Below are 22,866 nucleotides of genomic sequence, written 5' to 3'. Positions count from 1 at the left end.
CTCCCGGCGACACGCACCCCGCCCAGCCCTACTGAGAAAACCTCAATGTGGCATTGGGGTTTCTCAGTAGTGCGGGGTGCCTGGCGAGACGGGGCTGTGTGGCTCGGTTGCTGCTTGATTGCTGCGAAGGTCCGTGAGGGGAACCCTCAGGGAATCAGATTCCCTGAGGGTTCCCCTCACGGACCTCGGCGTCAGCGCGTCAGAGCACCATGGTCCGGTTGCCGTGTACCAGAACGCGTCCTTCGAGGTGCCAGCGTAGGCCGCGGGCGAGCGTCACCTTCTCGATGTCGCGGCCCTTGCGCACCATGTCCTGCACCGAATCGCCGTGGTCGACGCGGATCACGTCCTGTTCGATGATCGGCCCGGCGTCCAGGTCCGCGGTGACGTAGTGGCAGGTCGCGCCGACGAGCTTCACGCCGCGGGTGTGCGCCTGGTGGTACGGCTTCGCGCCGATGAACGACGGCAGGAAGCTGTGGTGGATGTTCAGCGCGCGCCCGGCCCACTCCGCACACAGGTCCGCGGGCAGCACCTGCATGAACCGCGCCAGCACGATCGCGTGCGGGTCGTGTGCGTCGACCAGTTCGCGGACCTTGGCGAACGCGGCCGCCTTGCCGTCGGGGTCGCCCGCCGGGAAAGGCACGTGGTGGAACGGGATCCCGTGCGCGCGGGTGATGTCCGCGAGCGAATCGTGGTTGCCGATCACCGCGGCGATGTCGACGTCCAGCTCACCGGAGGCGACGCGGCCGAGCAGGTCGTACAGGCAGTGCCCGGCCTTCGACACCAGCACCACCGCGCGCGGGCGCTCGCCGGTGTCGCGGACCTGCCAGCTCGACTCCGCGGACAGCTCGTTCGCCACCTCGCCGAACCGCTCGCGCAATCCCGCGGCGTCGAACGGCAGCGAATCGGCGCGCACGACCTGGCGGGTGAAGAACCAGCCCGAGTCGGGGTCGGTGTGATACGCCGCCTCGGCGATCATTCCTCCGTGGTCGGCGAGGAAGCCCGAGATGCGGGCGATGATGCCGGTGCGGTCGGGGCAGCCGAAGGTGAGCACGTAACGCTGAGGATCTGACACGCGCCCATTCTCACCGGCCGCTGGTCAGGGCGCTGCGAGGGGCTCCAGAAGGGTGGCGTCGCCGACTTTCCCGGCGTGGTTCGGGCGGCCCCAGAGCGCGCGGTAGACGTCGTCGGCGGGGCCGGTGAGCGTGAGGTCCGGGACGCCTTCGCCCAGCGTCGGCGGCTGGTCGGCGTGCAGCAGCACGGTCCACGTCCGCGTGTCGGTGCTGACCTGGACGATCCCGTCGCGGCGGCTCGGCGCGGCCCGGCGCGGGGTCAGGAAGGCGAGGAACTCGTCGATGCCGTCCTCGGCGAATTCCGTGCGGTACTGGGTGACCGGCGGCGTGGGCAGGGCGCTTTCCGCGTCGAGCCGGTGGATGGCGAACTCGTGCGCGAGCCGGCGCGTCCAGTCCCCGACGGTGACCGGGCCGCCGCGCGGGAACGGAGACCGCAGCGGGGTGTCCGCCGGGCGGCGCAGGGCTTCGCGGACGGCCATGCGTTCGCCGTCCAAGCAGCCGAGTGCGTCTTCCCAGGTGGCCGCCGGTTGCGGCTCAGCTTTCCGGTCGGTGATCGCCGCGACCGTGTACGAGAGCACTGTCGTCAGGTGCGTCACCAGGTCCTGCACTGTCCACTCCGGACAGTTGCGGACGGGCGCGGCTGGGCCCGCGGCGAGCGTCGCGGCTTTGATCCGGTCGGCGTGAATGTCGATCGCTTCCAGCAGACGTGGCGCGTCCATGCACTGACCGTAGCCTGCGCACCCGCACCCGTCGGCCGAATTCGATGAGCGCGACCAGCAGCAGGCCGAGCAGGAACGACAGCAGCAGCCCGTACACCGGACGGTCGGCGAACGCGGTGCCGCCGGCGAGCCCGATCAGCGCGCTGTACACCGACCACAGCGCCGCGCCCACGGCGTCGAGCGGCACGAACCGGCGCAGCGGGTAGCCGAGGCTGCCGTTGGCCAGCGCGCTCGCGACGCGGCCGCCGGGCAGGTACCGAGCGGCGATGATCAGCAGCGGCGCTTGCCGGCGGACTTGGTCGCGGGCCCATTCGTAGCGTTGCCGTCCGGACGGTCCGCGCTGCAGCCGGGCGACGGCGCGCGGTCCGGCGGCGCGGCCCACTGCGTAGCCGAGGCAGTCGCCCGCCCACGCGCCCGCGGCGGAGACGACGACCAGCAGTGCGAGCCTGCCGACGTCGGGTCCGATCAGGACGGCCACGGTCACCACGGTCGTTTCGCTCGGCATGAACGGGAGCAGCGCGTCTAGTCCGGCGATCGCGAACACGAGCACCCACAGCCAGGGCGAGCCGAGGGTGCCCCGGATCAGCTCGGTGACGTGTTCCAGCAGTTCCACCCGCTCATCGTCAGCACTGAAGGTCACCAAGGGATGACCCAGCGGGGTGCGGGTGGTGAACAGGTGGGTTCAGCGCGGCGCGACGCTTTCCCAGGCCACGGTCAGTTCGCCGAGCCTGCGCCGGTCCGGATTGCCGAAAACGGGCCAGCCGCGGTCGGCGAGCATGGCGACGGTGGTGGTCCAGCGGGCGCGTACGCCGAAGGAACGGTGCGGCGCGGCGGCCGCCCAGCATTCGTCCAATGTGGACATCAGGGCGTGCACGCGTTCGCCGGGAACGTTGCGGTGAATGAGGATCTTCGGCAGTCGTTCGGCCACTGTGGACGGACGGTCGAGCTCGGCGAGGCGGAGCGACAGGGTGAGCGTGCGCGGGCCGCTGGCTCCGACCACGACCCACGTGACCAGCCTGCCGATCTCGTCGCAGGTGCCCTCGACGAGCAGGCCGTCCGGCGGCATCGCGTCGAGCATCAGCTGCCACGCGCCGGGGACCTCGTCCTCGGCGTACTGCCGGAGCACGTTGAACGCGCGCACCAGGACCGGCCGCGCCCCGGCGAGTTCGAAGCCGCCGCGCTGGAAATCGAGCCGGGGCGGATCGGCGGCGGGCTGGGCGGCGGCGACGCGTTCCGGGTCGAGTTCGAGCCCGAGCACGCGGACGTCCGGCCGTACGCGCGCCAGCCAGCGAGCCAGTTCGACCGTCGTGACCGGCGACGCTCCGTAGCCGAGATCGACGACAAGGGGACTTTCGCCCCGTCGCAGCAGGCGGGTGACGGCCGGGTCGCTCGCGAGCCAGCGGTCGACCCGGCGCAACCGGTTGGGATTGGTGGTGCCCCTGGTCGGGGCGCCCACCGGGGTCAGGCGTGCTCGGCCAGCCACTGCGCGGTGAACTCGTCCTCGTTCCGCAGCAGGTTGACCACCTGCTCGGAGACGAACTCCTCGATCCGGCCGCCGAAGAGGGGGATCCGGACGACTACCTCGCCTGAGGTGCGGAGGAGGACTTTGCCGTCTTTGGGGGTGAGGTAGGTGGAGGCGCCGATTTCGCCGGGCACGCCGCCGACGCTGACGTCGGACCGGCCGGTGTACTCGTCGCCGGACCGCTTCCAGGTCTGGGTGCGGTTGACGATGATGTCGCCTTTGTGCAGGGCTCGGACGGCCTGGGGGAGTTTGGCCGCCTTGATGCCGTGCTGGAGTTCGTAGCGGACGGAGTCGGCTTCGGCGATGTAGGCCAGGAGTTTGGCGTCGTCTCCGCCTAGCGCTTCCAGGCGGGCGCGGAGGGCTTCTTCTCCGGCTACTGCGGCGAAGACGTCCGCTAGCGAGCCGTCGAACTCGCCGCGGTGTTCGATCCGGGATCCCATGAAACGGACAGTACCGGGTGGGGGGCTCGTCGCCTGGCGGCGACATTGCGGCCGGTTGGGGGAGGGGCTGGGCGGGTCGTGAGGGGAACCCTCATTGACTCTGATTCCCTCAGGGTTCCCCTCACGGACGGTCCGAGCGGGCGGGGGCGGGGGCGCGCAGTACCGTCAAGCTTCGTGGACATCGCTGAAACGCCTGGTCCGGCTCACCTCGCCGAGTACACGACGCTGCGCCTCGGCGGGCCGGTGCGCCGGTTCGTCACCGCGACCACCGCCGCGGAACTCGTCTCCGCCGTGCGCGACGCCGACGACGCGGGCGAGCCCGTCCTGCTGCTCGGCGGCGGGTCGAATCTCGTGGTCGGCGACGAAGGCTTCGCGGGCACTCTCGTGCGGATCGCCAACACCGGCTGGACCCGCGACGGTGACATCGTCGAGGTGGCCGCCGGGCAGGAGTGGGACGCGTTCGTCGCCGCGCTGGTCGACAACAACCTCGGCGGGCTCGAGTGTCTCTCCGGCATCCCGGGGTCGGTGGGGGCGACGCCGATTCAGAACGTCGGGGCGTACGGCGGCGAGGTGGCCGAGTCGATCGTCTCCGTCGAGTTGTACGACCGGGCGGCGAAAGAAGTGCGCACGGTCAAGGCCGACGAACTCGGCTTCGCCTACCGCACCAGCGTCCTCAAGGGCACCGATCGCGGCGTCGTGCTGAGCGTGCGGTTCCGGATCGACCCGAGCGGGCAGTCCGCGCCTGTCCGGTACGCCGAGTTGGCGCGCACGCTGGGTGTCGAGATCGACGCGAAAGTCCCCGCCGCGCAGGCTCGGGAAGCGGTGCTGGGGTTGCGGCGCGGCAAGGGCATGGTGCTCGACGCCGCTGATCACGACACCTGGAGTGCGGGGTCGTTCTTCACCAACCCGATCGTTCCCGAAGAAGAAGCGCCGGCCGTCCTCGAGCGGATCGCGGAGTCGACTGAGGGGAAGATCCCGCAGTACCCGGCCAGCGGCGGGGTGAAGTTGTCCGCCGCGTGGCTGATCGAGCGGGCCGGGTTCGGCAAGGGGTACCCCGGGCCCGGCGGTCGGGTTTCGCTGTCCACCAAGCACACGCTCGCGCTCACCAATCGCGGCGGGGCCAGCACGGAGGATCTGCTGCAGTTGGCTCGCGAGGTCCGCGACGGGGTCGAAGAGCGGTTCGGCGTGCGACTGCGGCCGGAACCACTGCTGATCAACTGTTCGCTCTGACGCCATCGGGGTAACCCGGGTGAGCCAGGCGACAGGAAATCGGCAGCAACCGGGCACCGGGTGAAACGTCTTGCGGGATGGAGTGGAATTTCCGGTTCGCAGGTAACGTCGAAGCGCTCACCGGCGCTGATGTGCGTGGGAGATGCCGGTGCGGGGGACAAGTGGAGGTAAGACCGTGATCGAGCGCCGTACGGTGTTCAAGGCCGTTCTCGCGACCGGCGCGGCGGCGCTGGCCGCCGCGTGCTCGGGCGGCAGCAATGACGGCACCGCGTCGCCGCAGGGCGGGAGCGGCGACAACGGCGGCAAGCCGGTCGCCCCGGTGGCGAAGCTCACCGCGACCCCGGCCGTCGGGGCCAAGGACGCGAGCGTGCGCGAGCCGGTGGTGGTGAAGGTAACCGAAGGCAAGCTCACCGAGGTCAAGCTGACCAACGAGGGCGGCGACGAGATCAAGGGCGAGATCGCCAAGGACGGCCTGTCCTGGACCAGTTCCGAACCGCTCGGCTACGGCAAGACCTACAACTACGCCGCCAAGGCGACCGGCACCGACCAGCGGCCCGCCGAGCTCAAGGGCTCATTCGCCACGATCAGCCCGGCCAAGACGGTGCGCGCCACGCTGAACCCGGGCGACGACGCCGAGGTCGGGGTCGCGATGCCGATCAGCGTGAAGTTCAACGGGGCCGCTCCGAAGGACCGGGCCGCGGTCGAGAAGGCGCTCAAGGTCAAGACCAGCAAGGACGTCGAGGGCTCGTGGGCCTGGATGTCGGCGAACCAGGTCGACTGGCGGCCCAAGGAGTACTGGCCGGCCAACACGACCGTCGAGGTCGAGGCCAACCTGTACGGCGTGGACCTCGGCGGCGGCGTCTTCGTGAAATCGGACGTCAGCACCAAGTTCAAGATCGGCCGCAACCAGGTGGTCAAGATCAACACGCCGGACCACGTGATGAAGGTCTACCGCGGCGGCGCGGAGAGCGCGAGCTACCCGTGCTCCAACGGGCTCGACTCGGTCGTCGACCGCAACACCCCGAACGGCACCTTCATCATCATGTCGAAGGAGCCGCACGCGGTGTTCGACAACGCCCGCTACGGCTACACCAACGTCAACAAGAAGTGGGCCTGCCGGTTCTCCAACCACGGCGAGTTCATCCACGAGAACCAGGACAACGCGGCCGCGATCGGCAAGACCAACAACTCGCACGGCTGCGTCAACCTGCTCGAGGCGGACGCCAAGGCCTACTTCGACACGGCGATGATCGGCGACCCGGTCGAGGTCACCGGCTCGAAGCTGGGCAGCCCGACGAACTCCGACGTCAAGGACTGGTTCTACGACTGGTCGACCTGGAAGTCGCTCTCGGCCGCGAAGTGATCCACTGGCCGTCTGCTAACAAGTAGAAGTGAACACTGAGGTAACCGGGGTCGGCGGCGTGCGGATCGCACTGCGCGTCGAAGGCCCGGAGAACGCGCGTCCGATCGTCTTCGTGCACGGCTGGGCCCAGTCCGCCGCGGCCTGGTCCGCTCAGTTCGCCGACCCGGCGCTGAGCGGGCAGTTCCGGCTCGTCGCGATGGACCTGCGCGGACACGGCGCGTCCGATGTCCCGGAGGACGGCTACGACGACCCGGCGCAGTGGGCCGGGGATCTCGCCGCGGTGCTCGACTTCGCCGGTCCGGACGCGATCGTCGTCGGCTGGTCCTACGGCGGGCTGGTGATCACGGACTACCTGCGCGAGCACGGCACCGCACGGCTCGGCGGGATCGTGCTGGTGGGCGCGATCACCGAGATCGGCCGCAAGCGCGAGGGCGGTGCCACCGGGCCCATCATGCGGGCCGCGCTGCCCGCGGCGCTCTCGGACGACGCCGAGGTGGCGATCCCCGCGCTGGTCGAGTTCACCCGCGCCCAGGCCAGTGCAAAGGTGCCCGGTGGGTACGCGCAGGCGATGCTCGGCAGTTCGCTTTCGGTGCCGCCCGCGGTGCGCGGCGCGCTGTTCCGGCGGGACATCGGCAGTGGTGACGTGCTTGCCGCGGTCGACAAGCCGACGCTCGTGGTGCACGGCTCGGCCGACGGGGTGGTGGATCCTTCGGCGGCAGAGTATTCGGCCGGGAAGATTCCGGGGGCGGTCCTGCGTTGGTTCGTTGAGGCCGGGCATCTGCCGTTCGTCGAGGAGCCGGAGGACTTCAACTCCGCGCTGCGGCGGTTCGCCGGGGACGCAGCAGCCGAGTAGCAGGAGTGACTAGGTGACCCTCAAGGGATTCATCGCTGAGCCGCGCCGGATCGCGGTCTTGTCCGTGCACACCTCCCCGCTCGAGCAGCCGGGCACCGGCGACGCCGGCGGGATGAACGTGTACGTCAGCCAGACCGCGCAGGAGATGGCGCGGCGCGGCATCGAGGTCGAGGTCTTCACCCGGGCGACGTCGTCGGACCAGCCGCCGCTGGCCGAGCTGGCGCCCGGCGTGACGGTGCGGCACGTGCCGGCCGGGCCGTTCGAGCCGCTGGCGCGCGACGAGCTGCCCGCGCAGCTGTGCGCGTTCACCTCGGGCGTGCTGCGCGCGGAGGCGTTTCACGAGCCGGGCTACTACGACCTGATCCATTCGCACTACTGGCTGTCGGGCCAGGTCGGCTGGCTCGCCAGGGATCGTTGGGGCGTGCCGCTCGTGCACACCGCGCACACCCTGGCCAAGGTCAAGAACGCGCTGCTCGCCGAGGGCGACAAGCCCGAGCCGCGCACGCGCGTGATGGGCGAGGAGCAGGTGGTCGCCGAGGCGGATTGCCTCGTCGCGAACACCCAGGTCGAGGCTCGGCAGCTGGTCGATCTCTACGGGGCCGCCGCGCCCGCGGTGCACGCCGTGCCGCCCGGTGTCGACCTCGAACGGTTCACGCCCGGTTCGCAGCTGGACGCGCGCCGCGAGCTGAACCTGTCGCCGGACGCCGTCGTGCTCGCTTTCGCCGGACGGATCCAACCGCTCAAGGCGCCTGACGTCCTGCTGCACGCGGCGGCGGAAATGCTGCGGCGGCGGCCGGAATTGGCGTCGCGGCTGGTGGTTCTGGTGGTCGGCGGGCCGTCTGGGACCGGGCTGGAGCAGCCGCAGGCGTTGCGCGAGCTGGCGGTGTCGTTGGGCATCGCCGAGCAGGTGCGATTCCTGCCGCCGCAGAGCGGGCTGAAGCTGCGCACGGTGTTCCGTGCGGCGGACGTCGTCGCGGTGCCGAGCTACAACGAATCCTTCGGTTTGGTCGCGCTCGAAGCGCAGGCGTGCGGCACGCCGGTGGTGGCGGCCGAGGTCGGCGGGCTGCCGGTCGCGGTGCCGCACGGGGTTTCCGGACTGCTGGTTCCCTCGCACGGCGCGCCGGAATGGGCCGACGCGCTCGCCGCCGTCGCGCTGCGCCCGGATCGCCGAGCCGAACTCGCGGCCAACGCGGTGCGGCACGCGCAGCGGTTTTCCTGGCGGCGCACCACGGATTCCTTGCTCGACATCTATGCTCAGGCGACCATAGCGTTCCGGCAGGCGCTGGAACTGCGGGCGGAGGTGGCAGTGTGAGCCTTGACGCGACTATCAAGTCCACTTTGGACTCAAGTGGGCTCGAGTACGACCGTCGCGGCGAAGGCCGTTATTTCGTGACGTTGCCGGGAACCAAGAAGCTGCAGACGAACTGCTGGCTCGTGGACGGCGACCACGCGTTCTCGGTGGAGGCGTTCGTCTGCCGCCGACCGGACGAGCGGCACGAGGACGTGTACCGGTTCCTGTTGCAGCGCAACGCCCGGCTCTACGGCGTGCACTACACAGTGGACAGTCTCGGCGACATCTACCTCGTCGGCCGCTTCGGCAAGGAGACGGTGACCGAGTCCGAACTGGACAAGATCCTCGGCCAGGTGCTGGAAGCCGCCGACGGCGATTTCAACCCGCTGCTGGAAATCGGGTTCGCCACGTCGATCAAGCGCGAATGGGACTGGCGCGTCTCGCGCGGCGAATCGCTGGCGAACCTGCAGGCGTTCAAACACCTCGCCGAGCCCGCAGACGGCCACGAACCGGGGTTGACCGACTCGTAACCGATCCCGTGCAACGCCTTCTCCAGTCGTTTCGTCTCACCGCCGACGACTGGAGGGAGACGGGGATGCGGACTCGATGGAGATACGCGCTCGCGGGCGCGGCGGTGTTCCTGCTGGCCGGATGCAGCGCCAACAGCGCGGATTCGGCGAGGTCGGCGATCGCGCCCGCGCAGCAGCAGGGCGCGGCGCCGAAACAGGGCAACGCGCAGGCGTCAGTGCCCGCGCCCGGCGCGACCGATCGCAAGCTGGCGCGCAGCGCACGGCTGGACCTGACCACGCCGAAGACCGATGACGTCGTGTCCCGCGCCAAGGCGATCGCGACCGGTGCGGGCGGCTATCCCGGCCAGGAGAGCGCGACGGACGATTCCGCGTCGCTGACCTTGTCGGTGCCCGCGGAGAAGCTCGACGGCGTGCTCGACCAGCTCGGCGGGCTCGGCCAGGTGAAGCGGCGGGAGATCAGCGCGCAGGACGTCACCGCGCAGGTGGTCGACGTGGACGCGCGGCTGGCGACCCAGCGGGCGAGCGTCGACCGGATGCGCGCGCTGCTGGCGAAGGCGCAATCGGTGTCCGAGATCGCGTCCGTCGAGAGCGAGCTGACCAGCAGGCAGGCCACGCTGGAGTCGCTGGAGCGGCAACAGGCTTCGCTGGCCGGGCAGGTCGCGATGGCGACCGTGTCGCTGTCGGTGACGAAGCAGGAGGCTCCCGCGGCACCGGCGGGCGGCTTCCTCTCCGGGCTGTCCGGGGGATGGGACGCGTTCGTCGCCTTCTGCAACGGGCTGGTCCGGGTGCTGGGCGTGCTGCTGCCGTTCGCGATCGCGTTCGGGATTCCGGCGGGCGCGGTGTTCTGGTGGTTCCGGCGCCGCCGCGGGGCCAGGCCTGCGGAATGAGGGGCTGGCGGAACGGCTCGAGGGAGGGGGAGTCGCGATCTCGAGCCGTCCCGCTGCAGGTCCCGCCTGCTGGACCCGGTGACGAGGGGGATGCCAACGGGGCCGGCGGGCCGCGGCTCGGCAGGGGGGAGACGAGCCGCGGTCACTGCCCGTGATCAGCCGGGAGTGCGTGGAATCCGGCTGAGCGGGACATGCCCAACCTGTCAGATGTCGACCAGTAATCACAAGACTACTGGTTACTCCGTTCGAGTGAACTTCACTGACGGGGATAACGGTGTGCAGCATCTTGCACTCTTTGGCCTGCTTGTCGGCAACCCGCCTGCGCGTCGGGTGAAGGTGTTACTCCCGGGTAACGCACTCTGGGTAGAGGGGTGGACGCACTACTGGCAGCGCTCGCCCGCTCTGGCAGGCTGGTGGCCATGGCCGAACTTGGGACCCTGGTGCTGCTGCGGCACGGACAGAGCACGTGGAACGCGGAAAACCTGTTCACCGGCTGGGTGGACGTGCCCCTTTCGGAGACCGGCGAGCGAGAGGCCCGCCAGGGCGGGCAGCTGCTCGCCGAGTCGGGGCTGCTGCCGGACGTGGTGCACACGTCGCTGCTGCGCCGGGCGATCAGCACGGCGAACATCGCCCTCGACGCCGCCGACCGGCACTGGATCCCGGTCAAGCGCGACTGGCGGCTCAACGAGCGGCACTACGGCGCGCTGCAGGGCAAGAACAAGAAGCAGACGCTGGACGAGTTCGGCGAGGAGCAGTTCATGCTCTGGCGCCGCTCGTACGACACGCCGCCGCCCGCCATCGACCCCAAGGACGAGTACAGCCAGGCCGGCGACGCGCGGTACGCCGACCTCGGCGACCAGGCCCCGCTGACGGAATGCCTGAAGGACGTCGTGGCCCGGCTGCTGCCGTACTGGGAGTCGGCGATCGTCCCCGACCTGCGGGCCGGGCGCACGGTCCTGGTGGCCGCGCACGGCAACTCGCTGCGCGCGCTGGTGAAGCACCTCGACGGCATCTCCGACGACGCCATCGCCGCGCTGAACATCCCGACCGGCATCCCGCTGCGCTACGACCTGACGCCGGACCTCAAGCCGGTCAAGGCGGGCGGCGAGTACCTGGACCCGGAGGCGGCGAAGGACGCCGCCGCCGCGGTCGCGAACCAGGGCCGCTGAGGCCCTGCGCGCTCGGGTCGTGAGTGCTGGTCCCGGTGAGGCGCACAGTGTTCCGGCTGCCTACGAACCGCGTCGCGCCCCCTGCTCGCCCGGCCGCGTCCCGTCCTGTGGGCACGTCCGTGAGGGGAACCCTGAGGGACTCTGAGTCCCTCAGGGTTCCCCTCACGGACGGCCAGCGGAAGCCGAGAGTGCCCGCGGCTACCGGCTGGCTTGTGAGTGCTGGCGCCGGTCAGCGCCGGTCAGAGCCGGGAACGTCGCTCACGACCCGGAGATCGCCTTCATTCCGGACACTTTCCACTCGTCGCCCTGCCGCACGAGGTCGAGGTGCACCGGCAGCCGGTTTTCGCCGGGGTTCTGGCCGCCGCTGGTCGTCAGCAGCGCGGCCAGCACCGCCGACGCGTGCGTGCCGTCGGGACTGAGTTCGGTCAGCGCGGCCGTCGAATCCGGGCCGTAGCTTGCCTTCTTCCCGGTCTGCTTGATCTGGTCCACGGTCTCCTGGCGGCTCTTCTTGAACTCCGTCAGCAGCGGCTCGGCAGCGACGTTCTCCCAGGCCGTGTAGTTCGCGTCGATGTTCTGCGGGTCGATGGTCATCAGGATCCCGCCGTCCCGGCGAGCCGCCTCGACCGCGGAATCCCTATTCGCGGCAAGGCCTTTCGCCGGAGCGGCGGCCGAAGCGATCGGGCCGCGCGGGTCGAAGTTCAAGTCCTGCAACAGCCAGTGCCTGTTCGTCCGGACCGCGGTGACGAGCATGAGCGCGCCTGCCTGGTTCGTGGCTCCGTCGGGACGCTTGCTGTGCTGCGTGGCCGCCACCAGCATCCGCGCGTGGTCCGGGGTCAGCTCGGCCAATCCGGTTTCCACGACCTGCGTTTGCGTGCTCACCGGCTCGGTGCGGACCTCGGCGAAGGTCTTGTCGAACTGCGCGCGGGCCGCGCCGGTCAGGTACTGCTGCTCGGTTTTCGCGACCTCGTCCGGTTTCGTGGAGTCGTAGGTGAACGCGGACTCCACGGCCTTTTTGATGCCGGACACCGCGTCGCTAGTCGCCTTGGCGTCCACATAGGCCACATTCGCGGGAGCGGGCGCGGACGGCGGCGCGGGCGGTGCGGTTTGCCCGGACACAGCTCCGCTGCAACCGGCGGTGAGCAGGGCCGCGGCGAGGACAGCGCGCCTCACAGCAGGCCCGCCTCCCGCGCGAGAGCACCCGCTTGGAACCGCGACGTCGCACCCAGTACATCCATCAATTCGGCCACCCGCCGACGGTACGTCCGCAGCCCGACGCCCATCTCCCGGGCCGCCTTTTCGTCGGTGGAGCCGGAAGACAGCAGGTCGAGCAGCTGCGGCGTGTACTGACGCAGTTCGGCGAACCGCGTCTCGTACGCCTCGAACGCGGTCGACGAGCGCCAGGCGGCCTCGTACAGCGACGAGATGCCGCGCACCAGATCCGGTTTGCTCACGACGCTGTAGCCGGGCCCGTCGGCGAGGATGGCGACGCGGCCGTCGAGCAGGATCGTCTCGTTGATCTCGTGGTCGCTGATCCGGACTTCCGCGCCCAGCCGGTGCAGCGTCCGCAGGTGCTCGGCTCCGTGCGGGTCGAGCAGCACCCGCGAGAGATAGACCTTCCGGATCCGCAGTTTCCGCTGTTTCGGCAGCTCCTGGGCGAACTTCTGCATCGCGGACCAGGTGTGCAGGTCGTTCGCGGCGCAGGCGAACTCGTCCGCGCCGGCGAGCAGGTGCCCGGCGCGCTCGACCAGTTCCCGCTCGTCGCGCAGGTTCGCGATTTCCTCGGCTCGGGGCACGTCATCCAGTGTCCTGCGTTGGCAGCTTGCTGCCAAACACGCCGCCGGGATTGACCGGGAAGCAGGCTGGAGACATGACCGAAACGACACTTCCCGCCGCTGCCGCGGGCACCTGGCAGCTCGGCTCCCGCACCGTGAACCGGCTCGGCTTCGGCTCGATGCGGCTCGGCGGCACGCTCGACCCGACCGCGCCGATCGACGCCGACCGGGCGATTTCCGTGCTGCGCCGAGCCGTCGAACTGGGCGTGAACCACATCGACACCGCGGCGTTCTACTTCGGCGCCACCTGGTCGGCCAACGCCCTGATCAAGGCCGCGCTCGCGCCGTACGGCGACGACCTCGTGCTGACCACCAAGGTCGGCCCGTCCCGTGACGAATCCGGCCAGTTCCGGCCGTTCGCCCGTCCCGACGAGCTGCGCGGCCAGGTCGAGCAGAACCTGCGCGAACTCGGCCGCGAGCACATCGACGTCGTCAACCTGCGCATCGGCACCGGCCTGGACCGCGGCACCGGCTCGCTCGCCGAGCACTTCGGCGCGCTGGCCGAACTGCGCACCGAGGGGCTGATCGGCGAGCTGGGGATTTCGAACGTCAACGCGGAGCACCTCGCCGAGGCCCGGGCGATCGCGCCGGTGGTGTGCGTGCAGAACCAGTACGGCCTGTCCGCCCGCCGCGAGGACGACGAACTGCTGCGGCTGTGCGGCGAGCAGGGCGTGGCGTTCGTGCCGTTCTTCGCGGTCGCGAGTGGACAGTCCGATGCGGGCGAGCGGGTCGCCGAGGTTGCGCGGCGGCACAAGGTGACGGACGCTCAAGTGCGGCTGGCGTGGACGCTCGCGCAGGGCCCGCACGTGCTCGCGATTCCGGGCACGAGTGACCCCGCTCACCTGGACCAGAACGTCGCGGCGGCGGCGCTGAAGCTGACCGACGAGGACCTCAAAACCCTTGATGCGCGCTGAACGCCAAGCGTGCCGATTTTGCCGAAACATCTCGATCGGGTGAACAGGGCCTGACCCCGAGGCGAATATGTACCCCTCAGATGTCACTCGCCTCACGACAGGGCTTCCAGGACTAGGCCGGAAGGCTACCGGGATGCTTACGATTCCCTCGTGACCACGCCTGTTGTCCTGCTGACGGCCATCGGCTCTCTTGCCGTCGGCGCGGTCGCCGGTTTCCTCGCGGCACGGGCCAGGGCCCGGCGCGAGGCGGCTCGGCCCACCGGCCCCACCGTCGCGGAGCTGCTGATGAGGCTGATCCGCTCCTCCAACCACGGCGTCATCGTGCTCAACCGGTTCGGCGACCTCGTGCTGCACAACCCGCGGGCGTACGAGCTCGGCCTGGTCCGGGTGAACCAGGCCGACCCGCGGGCGCGCAAGGCCGCCGAACAGGTGGTCGAGACCGACGAGCCGATGGAGGTCGACCTTTCGCCGCTGGAGAGCCGGGGCCGCCGCCAGCCCGAGGCGGTGCTCGGCGAGGTCCGGCCGCTCGGCGACGGGTTCACCGTCGTCGAGGCCGTCGACCACTCCGAGGCGATCCGGCTGGAAGCGGTCCGCCGCGACTTCGTCGCCAACGTCAGCCACGAGCTCAAGACTCCGGTCGGCGCGATCGCGCTGCTCACCGAGGCCGTGCTGGACGCCGCCGAGGACGTCGAAGAGGTCCGCCGCTTCGGCAGCAAGATCCTGCGCGAATCCACCCGGCTCGGCCAGCTCGTCACCGAGCTGATCGCGCTGTCGCGCCTCCAGGGCGCCGAACGGCTGCCGGACCTCAACGTGGTCGAGGTCGACGCCGTCGTGCGGGAGGCGCTCGGGCGCACCACGCTGTCGGCGGAATCCGCCGAAATCACCATCACCACCGACGCGGCCAGCGGCCTTCTCATCGAGGGCGACCGGACGCTGCTGGTCACCGCGCTGTCGAACCTGCTGGAGAACGCCGTCGCGTACTCGTCGCCGGGCAGCCCGGTGTCGATCTCGCGCAGGCTCGCCGACGGCATGGTCGAGATCGCGGTGACCGACCGCGGCATCGGCATCGCCGAGGACGAGCAGCAGCGCGTCTTCGAGCGCTTCTACCGCGCGGACAAGGCGCGTTCGCGCGCCACCGGCGGCACCGGCCTCGGACTGGCGATCGTGAAACACGTCGCGGCCAACCACGGCGGTTCGGTCGGCCTGTGGAGCCGTCCCGGCACCGGGTCGACGTTCACCTTGCGCATCCCCGCGCACGTGCGCACCGAACCCGCCGACACCGCACGCAAGGCCGCGCCCGCGCGGCCGGACAAGACCCCCGAGCGGACACCCCGGCTCGTGGCAACCGGGCAGGAAGTCTCCAGCCCAGACCATGGAGGAAACCTGTGACGAGGGTTCTCATAGTCGAGGACGAAGAGTCCTTCGCCGACCCGCTCGCCTTCTTGCTGCGCAAGGAAGGCTTCACCGCGGCGGTGGCTGTGACCGGCCAGCAGGCGCTTGAGGAGTTCGACCGCAACGGCGCCGACATCGTGCTTCTCGACCTGATGCTGCCCGGGATGAGCGGCACCGACGTCTGCAAGCAGCTGCGGCAGCGTTCCGCGGTGCCGGTGATCATGGTGACCGCGCGCGACAGCGAGATCGACAAGGTCGTCGGGCTGGAACTCGGCGCCGACGACTACGTGACCAAGCCGTACTCGGCGCGCGAGCTGATCGCGCGGGTGCGCGCGGTGCTGCGCCGCGGCGGCGAGCCGGGCACGGACGGCGAACTCGCTCCGCTGGTGCTGTCGGCCGGACCGGTGCGAATGGACGTCGAGCGGCACGTGGTCACTGTGGACGGCGGCGAGGTTTCGTTGCCGCTCAAGGAGTTCGACCTGCTCGAGTACCTGCTGCGCAACGTCGGCCGGGTGCTGACCCGCGGCCAGCTCATCGACCGGGTGTGGGGCGCGGACTACGTCGGCGACACCAAGACCCTCGACGTCCACGTGAAGCGGCTCCGCTCGAAGATCGAGCCGGACCCGGGTTCGCCGCGGCACCTGGTGACCGTGCGCGGGCTCGGCTACAAGTTCGAGACCTGAGCGGTTTCCCCGGCGGATTGAGGGGTCCGCCGGGTTGTCGGGGACGGTTGCGCCCCAATGTGGCATTGGGTGCATCTGACGCACCGAATGCCACATTGGGTGCGTCACATGCACCGAATGTGGCATTGGGGCGGTTTGGTGCGCGCACGGTGCCGGATCGCGCACGCTGAGTCGATGTTGATCCGAGTGGAGTTGGTTACAGTTTCGAGACCTGGCACTGGGACCGGTACGCTGAATCCTCGTGCGCCTAGGGGTACTCGACGTCGGTTCCAACACCGTCCACTTGCTCGTGGTCGACGCCCACCGTGGCGCCCACCCGACCCCGATGCACTCCGAGAAAACGATGCTGCGGCTGGCCGAGCAGCTGACCGGCTCCGGCGAGCTGAGCCGCCCGGGCGAGGACGGCCTGGTCCGGGCGGTCGAATCGGCAAGGGCCGCGGCCGTGCGGCTCGGCTGCGAGGACGTGCTGGCGTTCGCGACGTCGGCGGTGCGCGAGGCGAAGAACTCCGCGAAGGTGCTGGCCAGGGTGACCGCCGAAACCGGCGTCAACCTGCGCGTTCTCTCCGGTGCGGACGAGGCGCGGCTCACCTTCCTCGCGGTGCGCCGCTGGTACGGCTGGTCGGCCGGGAAACTGCTGGTGCTGGACATCGGCGGCGGGTCGTTCGAGGTCGCGATGGGCCGCGACGAGGAACCGGAACTCGCCGAATCGCTCCCGCTCGGCGCGGGCCGCACCACCCGCACGCGCTTCCGCAACGACCCGCCGACCCGCTCCGAGGTCGTCGCGACGTCGGCCTGGCTCGAGGACCAGCTCGCCGGGCTCGCGAAGAAGGTCGCCGGGCAGGGCATGCCGGACCGGGTCGTGGCGACCTCCAAGACGTTCCGCTCGCTCGCCCGGCTGACCGGTGCGGCCCCCTCGGCGGCGGGCCCCCGCGTGCGCCGTACGCTCACTGACACTGCCCTTCGCCAGCTCATCGCCTTCATTTCGCGGATGACCGCCGCGGATCTGGCTCAGCTGGAAGGCGTCAGCGGGAGCCGGTCGCACCAGCTCGTGGCGGGTGCGCTGGTGGCGCAGGCCGCGATGCGGGCGCTCTCCCTCACCGAGTTGGAGATTTGCCCCTGGGCGCTGCGAGAGGGTGTCATCCTGCGGCGGTTGGACCACGCCAACGGGGCGGACGAAACTGGTACTGCCGTCGCCGGCGTTTCGGCGAGCGGGGAGGACCGGTGACAGCAGCGGACTGGACTTGGCCGACGAGGACCAGGCACGGTGAAGAGGTGACGGACATGCACTGCACGGTGTCGATTGCGCGCGGCTCCGGAGGCAGGTGTGCCCGAGTGACCACAACCAACCCCGAGCGCGCTTTGGACAGCACGGTATGACGGACCAGACCGGCGGCGACCAGCCCCAGAAGACCGTGGCGGAACTGCTCGCCCAGCACGGGCAGCAGGTCGACGGCGCACGGCGACGCAGGCGCAGGGCGGCCGATGACGAGGACGAGGCCGCCCCGCGGCGCTCGAACCTCACCGACACCGGACCACAGGCGATCATCGACCGGGTGGCCTCCGAGGGCGGCACCCCGCCGCCTCCGTCGCGTCCCCCGGGCGGCCGTCGCCGTCCGGACGCGGCTCCGCGACCCGCGCCGCCTGCTCCGCCCGCGCCGCAGGAATCGGGTCAGTACCCGCGTCCCGGCCAGCAGCCCTCCGGGCAGTACCCGGCTCCGCAGGAGTCGGGCCAGTACCCGGTGAACGGCCAGCAGGACTCCGGCTACGCGCGTCCCCCGGCGCCGCCGCAGGAGTCCGGCCAGTACCCGCGGCCGGGCAACGGCCAGCAGGATTCGGCCTACGTGCGCCCGCCCACGCCGCCGCAGGAGTCGGGCCAGTTCGCCCGCCCCGCGCCGCCCGCGGCCGGTCCTGGTCCGCAGGGCACCGGCTACCTGCGTCCCGCCGCCCCGCAGGACTCGGGCTACGTGCGTCCGCCCGCGCCGCCGCAGGAATCCGGGCAGATGCCGGTGCCGCCGCGCGGCCGTCCGCCGCGTCCGCAGGGGCCACCGGCAGGCGGCGAGGAGACCCGCGGCGCGGTGCCGCCGGTCCGCCGCCGCCCGGCCCCGCAGGCTCCGCCGCCCCCGCCGGACGGTGGCCTCGCGGCCCGGCTCGACGGTCTCGACGGCGATTCCCCGGAACCGCCCGCGACGCCGATGGCGAGCGGCGCGTTCCCGGCTCCCGGCGCTCCGGCCGCTCCTCCCAACCGGCCGCGGCGCGCTCCGGCCCGCCGTCCGGCGCCGAAGCAGGAGCCGCACACCGAGCAGTTCGACGCGGTCGACGGCCTGCCCGCCGAGGGCGTCGCCGAAGACGCGCCGCCAGCGGGTCTCGCGGGCTGGCGTCAGCGTCGGCAGGCGGAGCAACTGGAGGACACCGAGGTCGGCATGATGCCGGCCGTCCCGCCCGCTGGTGCGGAGCCGGAACCGGCCGCGCAGTACGCCGAGGACGACTACGTCGACGACGGCTACGAGGACGAGTACCCGCCCGCCGCCGCGGACTACGACGCAGGCCCGCCGACCGCGGGCTACCCGGCCCCGATGCCGTTCGCGCCGGGCGGCAAGGACCAGGTCGAGGACGACCTGTCCGAGTACGAGCGCGAGTTCGCCGAGCCGTCGGGCTACCCCGAGGGCCAGCCGGACTTCGAGGGCGACGACGGCTACGGGTACGAGCAGGCCGAAGGCTACGAACACGCCGAGGGCTACGCCGAAGGCGACGAGTACGACGACTACCCCGAGGAAGCCGTCGCCGAGGACGCGCCGGAGGCCGAGCCGGAACCCGCGGTTTCGGCGGGCAAGCAGTGGCTGACGCTGGCCGGACAGCTGGCGCTGGGCGTCGTCGGCGGCGCCGCGGTGTGGCTCGGCTTCAACTGGCTGTGGGTCAACCTCGCGCCCGCCGCGCTCGTGGGCGCGCTGCTGGTGATCGTCGCGCTGGTCTGGATCGTGCGGAAGATCCGCCGCGCCGAGGACCTGCAGACGACGCTGCTGGCGATTCTCGTCGGGCTGGTGGTGACGGTGTCGCCCGCGGCGCTGTTGCTGGTGGCCAAGTAGCCCGCCGCCGAGGCCGCTGGGGCAGGATGGGCGCGTGAGTGAGAGCGCGCCCGTCCCCGTGGGTTTGAGCACCGCCTCGGTGTGGCCGCTGCGCGCGGGCGCGGCCTTCGAGCTGGCGGCGGACCTCGGCTACGACGGCGTCGAGGTCATGGTGTGGGCCGATCCGATCAGCCAGGACGTCTCGGCGATCCGGCGCTGGTCGCGGCGCACCGGGATGCCGGTGCTGTCGGTGCATTCGCCGTCGCTGCTGATCACGCAGCGGATCTGGTCGCCGGACCCCGAGGTGCGCCTGCGCCGCTCCGTGGACGCCGCGTTGGAACTCGGCGCGCGCACGGTCGTGGTGCACCCGCCGTTCCGCTGGCAGCGCCGCTACGGCGACGCGTTCGGCGATCTCGTGGACGAACTCGAGGACGCGAGCGGCGTCGACGTCGCGGTGGAGAACATGTTCAAGGTCCGCCCGCCCGGCGGCTCGCGTGACGCGCGGGTGTCGGCCTTCCGGCCCTCCATCGACCCCACCGATGTCGGATTCCGGCACTACACCTTGGACCTGTCGCATTCGGCCGCGGCGCGGATGGACGCGCTGGCACTGGCCGACCGGATGGGGGCCGGGCTGAGCCATGTCCATTTGGCGGACGGGACGGGAATTCCGAAGGACGAGCACCTGATTCCGGGGCATGGCGGGCAACCTTGTGCGGAATTGCTGGAAAAGCTGGTGAGTGACAGCTTTTCCGGGCAGGTGGTGCTGGAGGTCAACACCCGGCACGCGACGGGGGCGGCGGCGCGGGCCCGGGCGTTGGCGGAGGCGTTGCTGTTCGCCCGCCTGCATCTCGGGCAGTGATCCGCGGGTGATCTTGCTCGGCTGTCCGGGCGGTCCCTGCCCGGCTCGGCTCGCAAAGGCGGCCGGGCACCGTAAAGTGCGGGCGTGACCTCGCTGCCATCGCCGTCTCCAGTCTTCCCCGGACCCGGTTCCACGCGCCGTATCGCCGTGGCCGGTCGTCCGTGAGCGCGGCCGACGACACCGCGACCGCTTTCGACGCGGCCACCGCAGTCCGGTCGCTCGGGGACGGCACGTTCACCGCGACGTTGCGTTCGGAATGGGCGATCGCGGTCCATCCGCACGGCGGGTTTTTGGTGGCCTTGCTGGCAAAAACCGCAGCCGCCGCGTTGCACGAGCGCGGGGACGCGACGGTCGAACCGCTCGCGGTGAGCACCGAATTCCTGCACGCGCCCGCGCTCGGCCCGGTGCTGCTGCGCACCGATGTGCGCAAGGTCGGCCGCCGCGTTTCGGTGGTCGCGGTCTCGCTCGAACAGCGCGGCCGGGCTTGCGTCGAGGCGCGGGTCACGGTCGGCCGGCTGCCGATGCGCCGTTCCGAATGGACGGACCTGCCGCAGATGCCCGCCGAACCGCCGTCGAGCGCGCTACAGCTCGGCAAGGACACCCCGGAAGGCCCGTTCCACCTGTCCGCCGCCTGCGACGTGCGACTCGATCCGGCGACCGCGGGATTCGTGTCCGGACGGACCGGAGACCCGCCGCGGCTGCGGATGTGGGCCCGTCCGCGCGCCGGCCAGCCCGACGTGTACTTCGCGCTCCTGGCGGGCGACCTCAACCCGCCGGTGGTGGCGAACCTCGGCAGGCACGGCTGGGCCCCGACCGTCCAGCTGACCTCGCTGCTGCGCACCCGCCCGGCCCCGGGCTGGCTGCGGATCCTCGTCGAAGCGCGGTCGGTGCACGAGCCGTGGTTCGACTCGGACGCCACCGTCGTGGACGCGCAAGGCCGGCTCGTCGCGCAGGTGCGGCAGCTGGCGCTCGCCCCGGCACCGGGCGGCTGAGCTGCGTTTGGCACGCTGGCGGCATGAGTGTGATCGCGGTGCTGGGTGCGGGAAAGATCGGCGAAGCCCTGCTGTCGGGCCTGCTCAACGGCGGCCACGAGCCAGGCGACCTGCTCTTCACCGAGCGGTACGAGGAGCGGGCGCGCGAGCTTGAGGCGCGCTACCCGGGCATGAAGGCGGCGACTGTCGCGGACGCCGCCCGGCAGGCGGACATCGTCGTGGTCGCGGTGAAGCCGCAGGACATCGAGCCGGTGCTGGACGAGCTGGCCCCGCTGCTCGGGACGGCGTCGCTGGTCGTCTCACTGTGCGCGGGACTGCCGACCGCGCTGTACGAACGCCGGCTCGCTTCGGGGGTGCCGGTGGTCCGCGTGATGCCGAACACCCCGATGCTGGTCGGCGAGGCGATGAGTGCGATCTCACCCGGCAAGCACGCGACGCCGGCGCACGTCGCGACGGTCAAGGAGCTGCTGTCGCACGTCGGCCAGGTCGTCGAGGTGCCGGAGCGGCAGCAGGACGCGGTGACGGCGCTGTCCGGATCGGGTCCGGCGTACTTCTTTTACCTGGTCGAGGCCATGATCGACGCGGGCATCCTGCTCGGCCTGCCGCGCGCGCTCGCCGGGCAGCTGATCATCCAGTCGGCGGTCGGCGCGGCGAAGATGCTCGCCGAGGGCCAGGATCACCCGGTGCTGCTGCGCGAGGCGGTGACGTCCCCGGCCGGGACGACCATCAACGCGATCCGCGAACTGGAGAAGCACGGCGTGCGCGCGGCACTGCTCGACGCGATCGAGGCCGCCCGCGACCGCTCCGAGGAGCTGGGCCGCGCCCACGAAAACTGATCACCCGCCTGGTCACCCGCCGCCCAGACCGCCCCAACGCCACATTGGGTGCATGCGACGCACCGAACGCCACATTGGGCGCATCCCGCGCACCCAACGCCACATTGGGGCGCTTCTGCCAGCCACGTGCGAGGGTTCTCGCCCTCGTCGCCGGGCCTGGCGCGCGCTGGTCGCGAGGTCGAGGTACGTGAGGGGAACCCCGAGGGAATCAGATTCCCTCAGGGTTCCCCTCACGTACCTTCGCGGGAACCGAGCCACGGACCTCGGCAGAGCGCACTTGGCTCGCTGCGGGGTGGGCGTGGGGTGCTTCGGCGCAGTGATCGCGGGGCGGCGCGGGCGAGTCCTCTGGTCCGTTCAGTGCCGATGCTGCTGCAGCGGGGCGAATGACGGAATCGGGCGAACCGGACACTGCTGGGCCGTCTGGGCTATCCGAAGCCCCAGGTGAGAGCCCATCCTGGTGACAGGCGTCGCACGAGTCCCACCTGTCCCGCTACCCTCGGAAGAGCACGTGCGTGTCGATACCACAGGTGGGGAAGCCTCGTGGCGCGACACGTGTCGAAGGACGCGGTAAACATGTCGCCGAACAAGAGGGAGGATTTGCCCGCGGTAGGGCAGGTCCAGTTTTTGACAGTCGCCGAAGTGGCCACGCTGATGCGGGTCTCGAAGATGACCGTGTACCGCCTGGTGCATTCGGGCGAACTTCCCGCGGTCAGAGTCGGGAAGTCCTTCCGGGTGCCGGAAAAAGCGGTGCACGAGTATCTGCAGGGTGCTTACTTCGACGTGGGCTGACGGGTCGCCGGGCATGCGTCAAACCATGCCCGCCGACCGGCCCGCGCCGGGACGCTAGTAGCCTGGTGAACCGCTCGTGCCTGTGCGCTCCACCCGTTGGACGCTGCGCCGGGCAGCGTGACCGACGACAAGAGGAGCGCCCATGGGTTCCGTGATCAAGAAGCGCCGCAAGCGCATGTCCAAGAAGAAGCACCGCAAGCTGCTGCGCCGCACGCGCGTGCAGCGGCGCAAGGCCGGCAAGTGAGCCGTCCGCGCGGTTGAGGTTTCGTGGCCCGTCCAGTCTCTGGACGGGCCACACTCATGTTCGGGCCCGAGTACGCCCGATCGAGTGAGGCGCGTATCGCAATCCGGACGTCCCTCGTAAAAACGAGGTAAGCCCTGGTCAGAAGGGTGCCTGCGGCCGGTAACATGGCGGGCGCATCAGCGCGATGCT

23 protein-coding genes and 1 pseudogene are annotated in these 22,866 nt (G+C 70.8%); 17 read left to right on the top strand and 7 right to left on the bottom strand.

Translation table 11 applies throughout. The annotated features are described in order from the left end of the window. Positions 1 to 199: 199 nt before the first annotated feature. The 5 genes and pseudogenes from purU to ACFORO_RS43365 all read right to left on the bottom strand — a co-directional run bounded on the left by purU (position 200) and on the right by ACFORO_RS43365 (position 3,751). Positions 200 to 1,051: a formyltetrahydrofolate deformylase gene (gene purU, locus ACFORO_RS43385; RefSeq protein ID WP_354746231.1), complete on the bottom strand. Its 852-nt coding sequence runs from the start codon at positions 1,049 to 1,051 to the stop codon at positions 200 to 202. 45 nt (positions 1,052 to 1,096) lie between these two features. Continuing rightward, positions 1,097 to 1,708: pseudogene (locus tag ACFORO_RS43380) on the bottom strand (maleylpyruvate isomerase family mycothiol-dependent enzyme); the annotation flags it as partial. After that, positions 1,605 to 2,402, bottom strand: a complete 798-nt coding sequence (locus ACFORO_RS43375; protein ID WP_377871651.1) for a DedA family protein — start codon at positions 2,400 to 2,402, stop codon at positions 1,605 to 1,607. The pseudogene ACFORO_RS43380 and the gene ACFORO_RS43375, both read right to left, overlap by 104 nt. A gap of 69 nt (positions 2,403 to 2,471) precedes the next feature. Then, positions 2,472 to 3,272: a class I SAM-dependent methyltransferase gene (locus ACFORO_RS43370; RefSeq protein ID WP_377871650.1), complete on the bottom strand. Its 801-nt coding sequence runs from the start codon at positions 3,270 to 3,272 to the stop codon at positions 2,472 to 2,474. Next, positions 3,251 to 3,751 carry a DUF2505 domain-containing protein gene (locus ACFORO_RS43365; protein ID WP_377871649.1) on the bottom strand — a complete coding sequence of 167 codons (501 nt, stop codon included), beginning with the start codon at positions 3,749 to 3,751 and terminating at the stop codon, positions 3,251 to 3,253. The genes ACFORO_RS43370 and ACFORO_RS43365 overlap by 22 nt, the downstream gene beginning before the upstream one ends. Before the next feature lie 174 nt (positions 3,752 to 3,925). Here ACFORO_RS43365 and ACFORO_RS43360 point away from each other — a divergent pair, with 174 nt between their 5' ends. The 7 genes from ACFORO_RS43360 (at position 3,926) to ACFORO_RS43330 (ending at position 11,074) form a co-directional block, all read left to right on the top strand. Further along, positions 3,926 to 4,981, top strand: a complete 1,056-nt coding sequence (locus ACFORO_RS43360; RefSeq protein ID WP_377871648.1) for a UDP-N-acetylmuramate dehydrogenase — start codon at positions 3,926 to 3,928, stop codon at positions 4,979 to 4,981. A 175-nt stretch (positions 4,982 to 5,156) separates the two neighbouring features. After that, positions 5,157 to 6,344: a L,D-transpeptidase gene (locus ACFORO_RS43355; protein ID WP_377871646.1), complete on the top strand. Its 1,188-nt coding sequence runs from the start codon at positions 5,157 to 5,159 to the stop codon at positions 6,342 to 6,344. Between the two features lie 28 nt (positions 6,345 to 6,372). Beyond that, the gene (locus tag ACFORO_RS43350) at positions 6,373 to 7,197 is read left to right on the top strand and encodes an alpha/beta fold hydrolase (RefSeq protein WP_377871645.1); all 825 of its coding nucleotides are present in this window, start codon (positions 6,373 to 6,375) and stop codon (positions 7,195 to 7,197) included. Positions 7,198 to 7,210: 13 nt separating this feature from the next. Further along, positions 7,211 to 8,509, top strand: coding sequence for a D-inositol-3-phosphate glycosyltransferase (gene mshA / locus ACFORO_RS43345; protein WP_377871644.1), 1,299 nt, complete (start codon positions 7,211 to 7,213; stop codon positions 8,507 to 8,509). Then, positions 8,506 to 9,018: a type III secretion system chaperone family protein gene (locus ACFORO_RS43340; protein WP_354746136.1), complete on the top strand. Its 513-nt coding sequence runs from the start codon at positions 8,506 to 8,508 to the stop codon at positions 9,016 to 9,018. Before mshA ends, ACFORO_RS43340 begins: the two co-directional genes overlap by 4 nt. 65 nt (positions 9,019 to 9,083) lie before the next feature. Beyond that, positions 9,084 to 9,905, top strand: a complete 822-nt coding sequence (locus ACFORO_RS43335; protein ID WP_354746138.1) for a DUF4349 domain-containing protein — start codon at positions 9,084 to 9,086, stop codon at positions 9,903 to 9,905. 419 nt (positions 9,906 to 10,324) lie between these two features. Beyond that, positions 10,325 to 11,074, top strand: a complete 750-nt coding sequence (locus ACFORO_RS43330) for a phosphoglyceromutase (RefSeq protein WP_354746139.1) — start codon at positions 10,325 to 10,327, stop codon at positions 11,072 to 11,074. A 258-nt stretch (positions 11,075 to 11,332) separates the two neighbouring features. On the opposite strand, the gene ACFORO_RS43325 is transcribed toward ACFORO_RS43330, so the two are convergent. Beyond that, entirely contained in the window at positions 11,333 to 12,244 is a 912-nt protein-coding gene (locus ACFORO_RS43325) for a hypothetical protein (protein ID WP_377871643.1), read from the bottom strand. Further along, the gene (locus ACFORO_RS43320; RefSeq protein WP_377871642.1) at positions 12,241 to 12,867 is read right to left on the bottom strand and encodes a DNA-binding response regulator; all 627 of its coding nucleotides are present in this window, start codon (positions 12,865 to 12,867) and stop codon (positions 12,241 to 12,243) included. Before ACFORO_RS43320 ends, ACFORO_RS43325 begins: the two co-directional genes overlap by 4 nt. A 74-nt stretch (positions 12,868 to 12,941) precedes the next feature. Between ACFORO_RS43320 and ACFORO_RS43315 the strand changes: the two genes are divergently transcribed. From ACFORO_RS43315 to ACFORO_RS43270, 10 genes are all read left to right on the top strand, one after another. Next, positions 12,942 to 13,820: an oxidoreductase gene (locus tag ACFORO_RS43315; protein WP_377871641.1), complete on the top strand. Its 879-nt coding sequence runs from the start codon at positions 12,942 to 12,944 to the stop codon at positions 13,818 to 13,820. Between the two features lie 150 nt (positions 13,821 to 13,970). After that, the gene (locus tag ACFORO_RS43310; RefSeq protein ID WP_354746147.1) at positions 13,971 to 15,209 is read left to right on the top strand and encodes a sensor histidine kinase; all 1,239 of its coding nucleotides are present in this window, start codon (positions 13,971 to 13,973) and stop codon (positions 15,207 to 15,209) included. Continuing rightward, a complete protein-coding gene (locus ACFORO_RS43305) occupies positions 15,206 to 15,895 on the top strand; it encodes a response regulator transcription factor (protein ID WP_344288160.1) in 690 nt (229 codons plus the stop codon). The genes ACFORO_RS43310 and ACFORO_RS43305 overlap by 4 nt, the downstream gene beginning before the upstream one ends. Before the next feature lie 241 nt (positions 15,896 to 16,136). Further along, positions 16,137 to 17,120, top strand: coding sequence for a Ppx/GppA phosphatase family protein (locus ACFORO_RS43300; RefSeq protein WP_377871640.1), 984 nt, complete (start codon positions 16,137 to 16,139; stop codon positions 17,118 to 17,120). Between the two features lie 148 nt (positions 17,121 to 17,268). Beyond that, complete coding sequence (locus tag ACFORO_RS43295) at positions 17,269 to 18,978, top strand: hypothetical protein (RefSeq protein WP_377871639.1); 1,710 nt, start codon at positions 17,269 to 17,271, stop codon at positions 18,976 to 18,978. Positions 18,979 to 19,012: 34 nt separating this feature from the next. Further along, the gene (locus tag ACFORO_RS43290; protein WP_354746153.1) at positions 19,013 to 19,816 is read left to right on the top strand and encodes a sugar phosphate isomerase/epimerase family protein; all 804 of its coding nucleotides are present in this window, start codon (positions 19,013 to 19,015) and stop codon (positions 19,814 to 19,816) included. Positions 19,817 to 19,977: 161 nt separating this feature from the next. Then, a complete protein-coding gene (locus tag ACFORO_RS43285) occupies positions 19,978 to 20,808 on the top strand; it encodes a thioesterase family protein (RefSeq protein ID WP_377871638.1) in 831 nt (276 codons plus the stop codon). Positions 20,809 to 20,831: 23 nt separating this feature from the next. Beyond that, positions 20,832 to 21,644 (top strand): pyrroline-5-carboxylate reductase, encoded by an 813-nt coding sequence (gene proC / locus ACFORO_RS43280; protein WP_354746157.1) that lies wholly within the window; start codon positions 20,832 to 20,834, stop codon positions 21,642 to 21,644. A 573-nt stretch (positions 21,645 to 22,217) separates the two neighbouring features. After that, entirely contained in the window at positions 22,218 to 22,433 is a 216-nt protein-coding gene (locus tag ACFORO_RS43275; protein WP_033291067.1) for a helix-turn-helix domain-containing protein, read from the top strand. A gap of 142 nt (positions 22,434 to 22,575) precedes the next feature. After that, positions 22,576 to 22,677, top strand: coding sequence for a 30S ribosomal protein bS22 (locus tag ACFORO_RS43270; RefSeq protein WP_007030867.1), 102 nt, complete (start codon positions 22,576 to 22,578; stop codon positions 22,675 to 22,677). Positions 22,678 to 22,866 lie beyond the last annotated feature (189 nt).

Origin of the sequence: Amycolatopsis halotolerans (assembly GCF_042647905.1) — a bacterium.
Taxonomy (GTDB): Bacteria; Actinomycetota; Actinomycetes; order Mycobacteriales; family Pseudonocardiaceae; genus Amycolatopsis; species Amycolatopsis halotolerans.
Note: the sequence above shows the minus strand (reverse complement) of the source record. Positions and strands in the feature narration are given on the sequence as shown.

Bases quoted from the DNA above. Each gene is read 5' to 3' on its own strand.
- ACFORO_RS43365 (WP_377871649.1), bottom strand. From the start codon at position 3,751: ATGGGATCCCGGATCGAACACCGCGGCGAGTTCGACGGCTCGCTAGCG.
- ACFORO_RS43335 (WP_354746138.1), top strand. From the start codon at position 9,084: ATGCGGACTCGATGGAGATACGCGCTCGCGGGCGCGGCGGTGTTCCTG.
- ACFORO_RS43330 (WP_354746139.1), top strand. From the start codon at position 10,325: ATGGCCGAACTTGGGACCCTGGTGCTGCTGCGGCACGGACAGAGCACG.
- ACFORO_RS43315 (WP_377871641.1), top strand. From the start codon at position 12,942: ATGACCGAAACGACACTTCCCGCCGCTGCCGCGGGCACCTGGCAGCTC.
- ACFORO_RS43295 (WP_377871639.1), top strand. From the start codon at position 17,269: ATGACGGACCAGACCGGCGGCGACCAGCCCCAGAAGACCGTGGCGGAA.
- proC (WP_354746157.1), top strand. From the start codon at position 20,832: ATGAGTGTGATCGCGGTGCTGGGTGCGGGAAAGATCGGCGAAGCCCTG.
- ACFORO_RS43275 (WP_033291067.1), top strand. From the start codon at position 22,218: ATGTCGCCGAACAAGAGGGAGGATTTGCCCGCGGTAGGGCAGGTCCAG.
- ACFORO_RS43270 (WP_007030867.1), top strand. From the start codon at position 22,576: ATGGGTTCCGTGATCAAGAAGCGCCGCAAGCGCATGTCCAAGAAGAAG.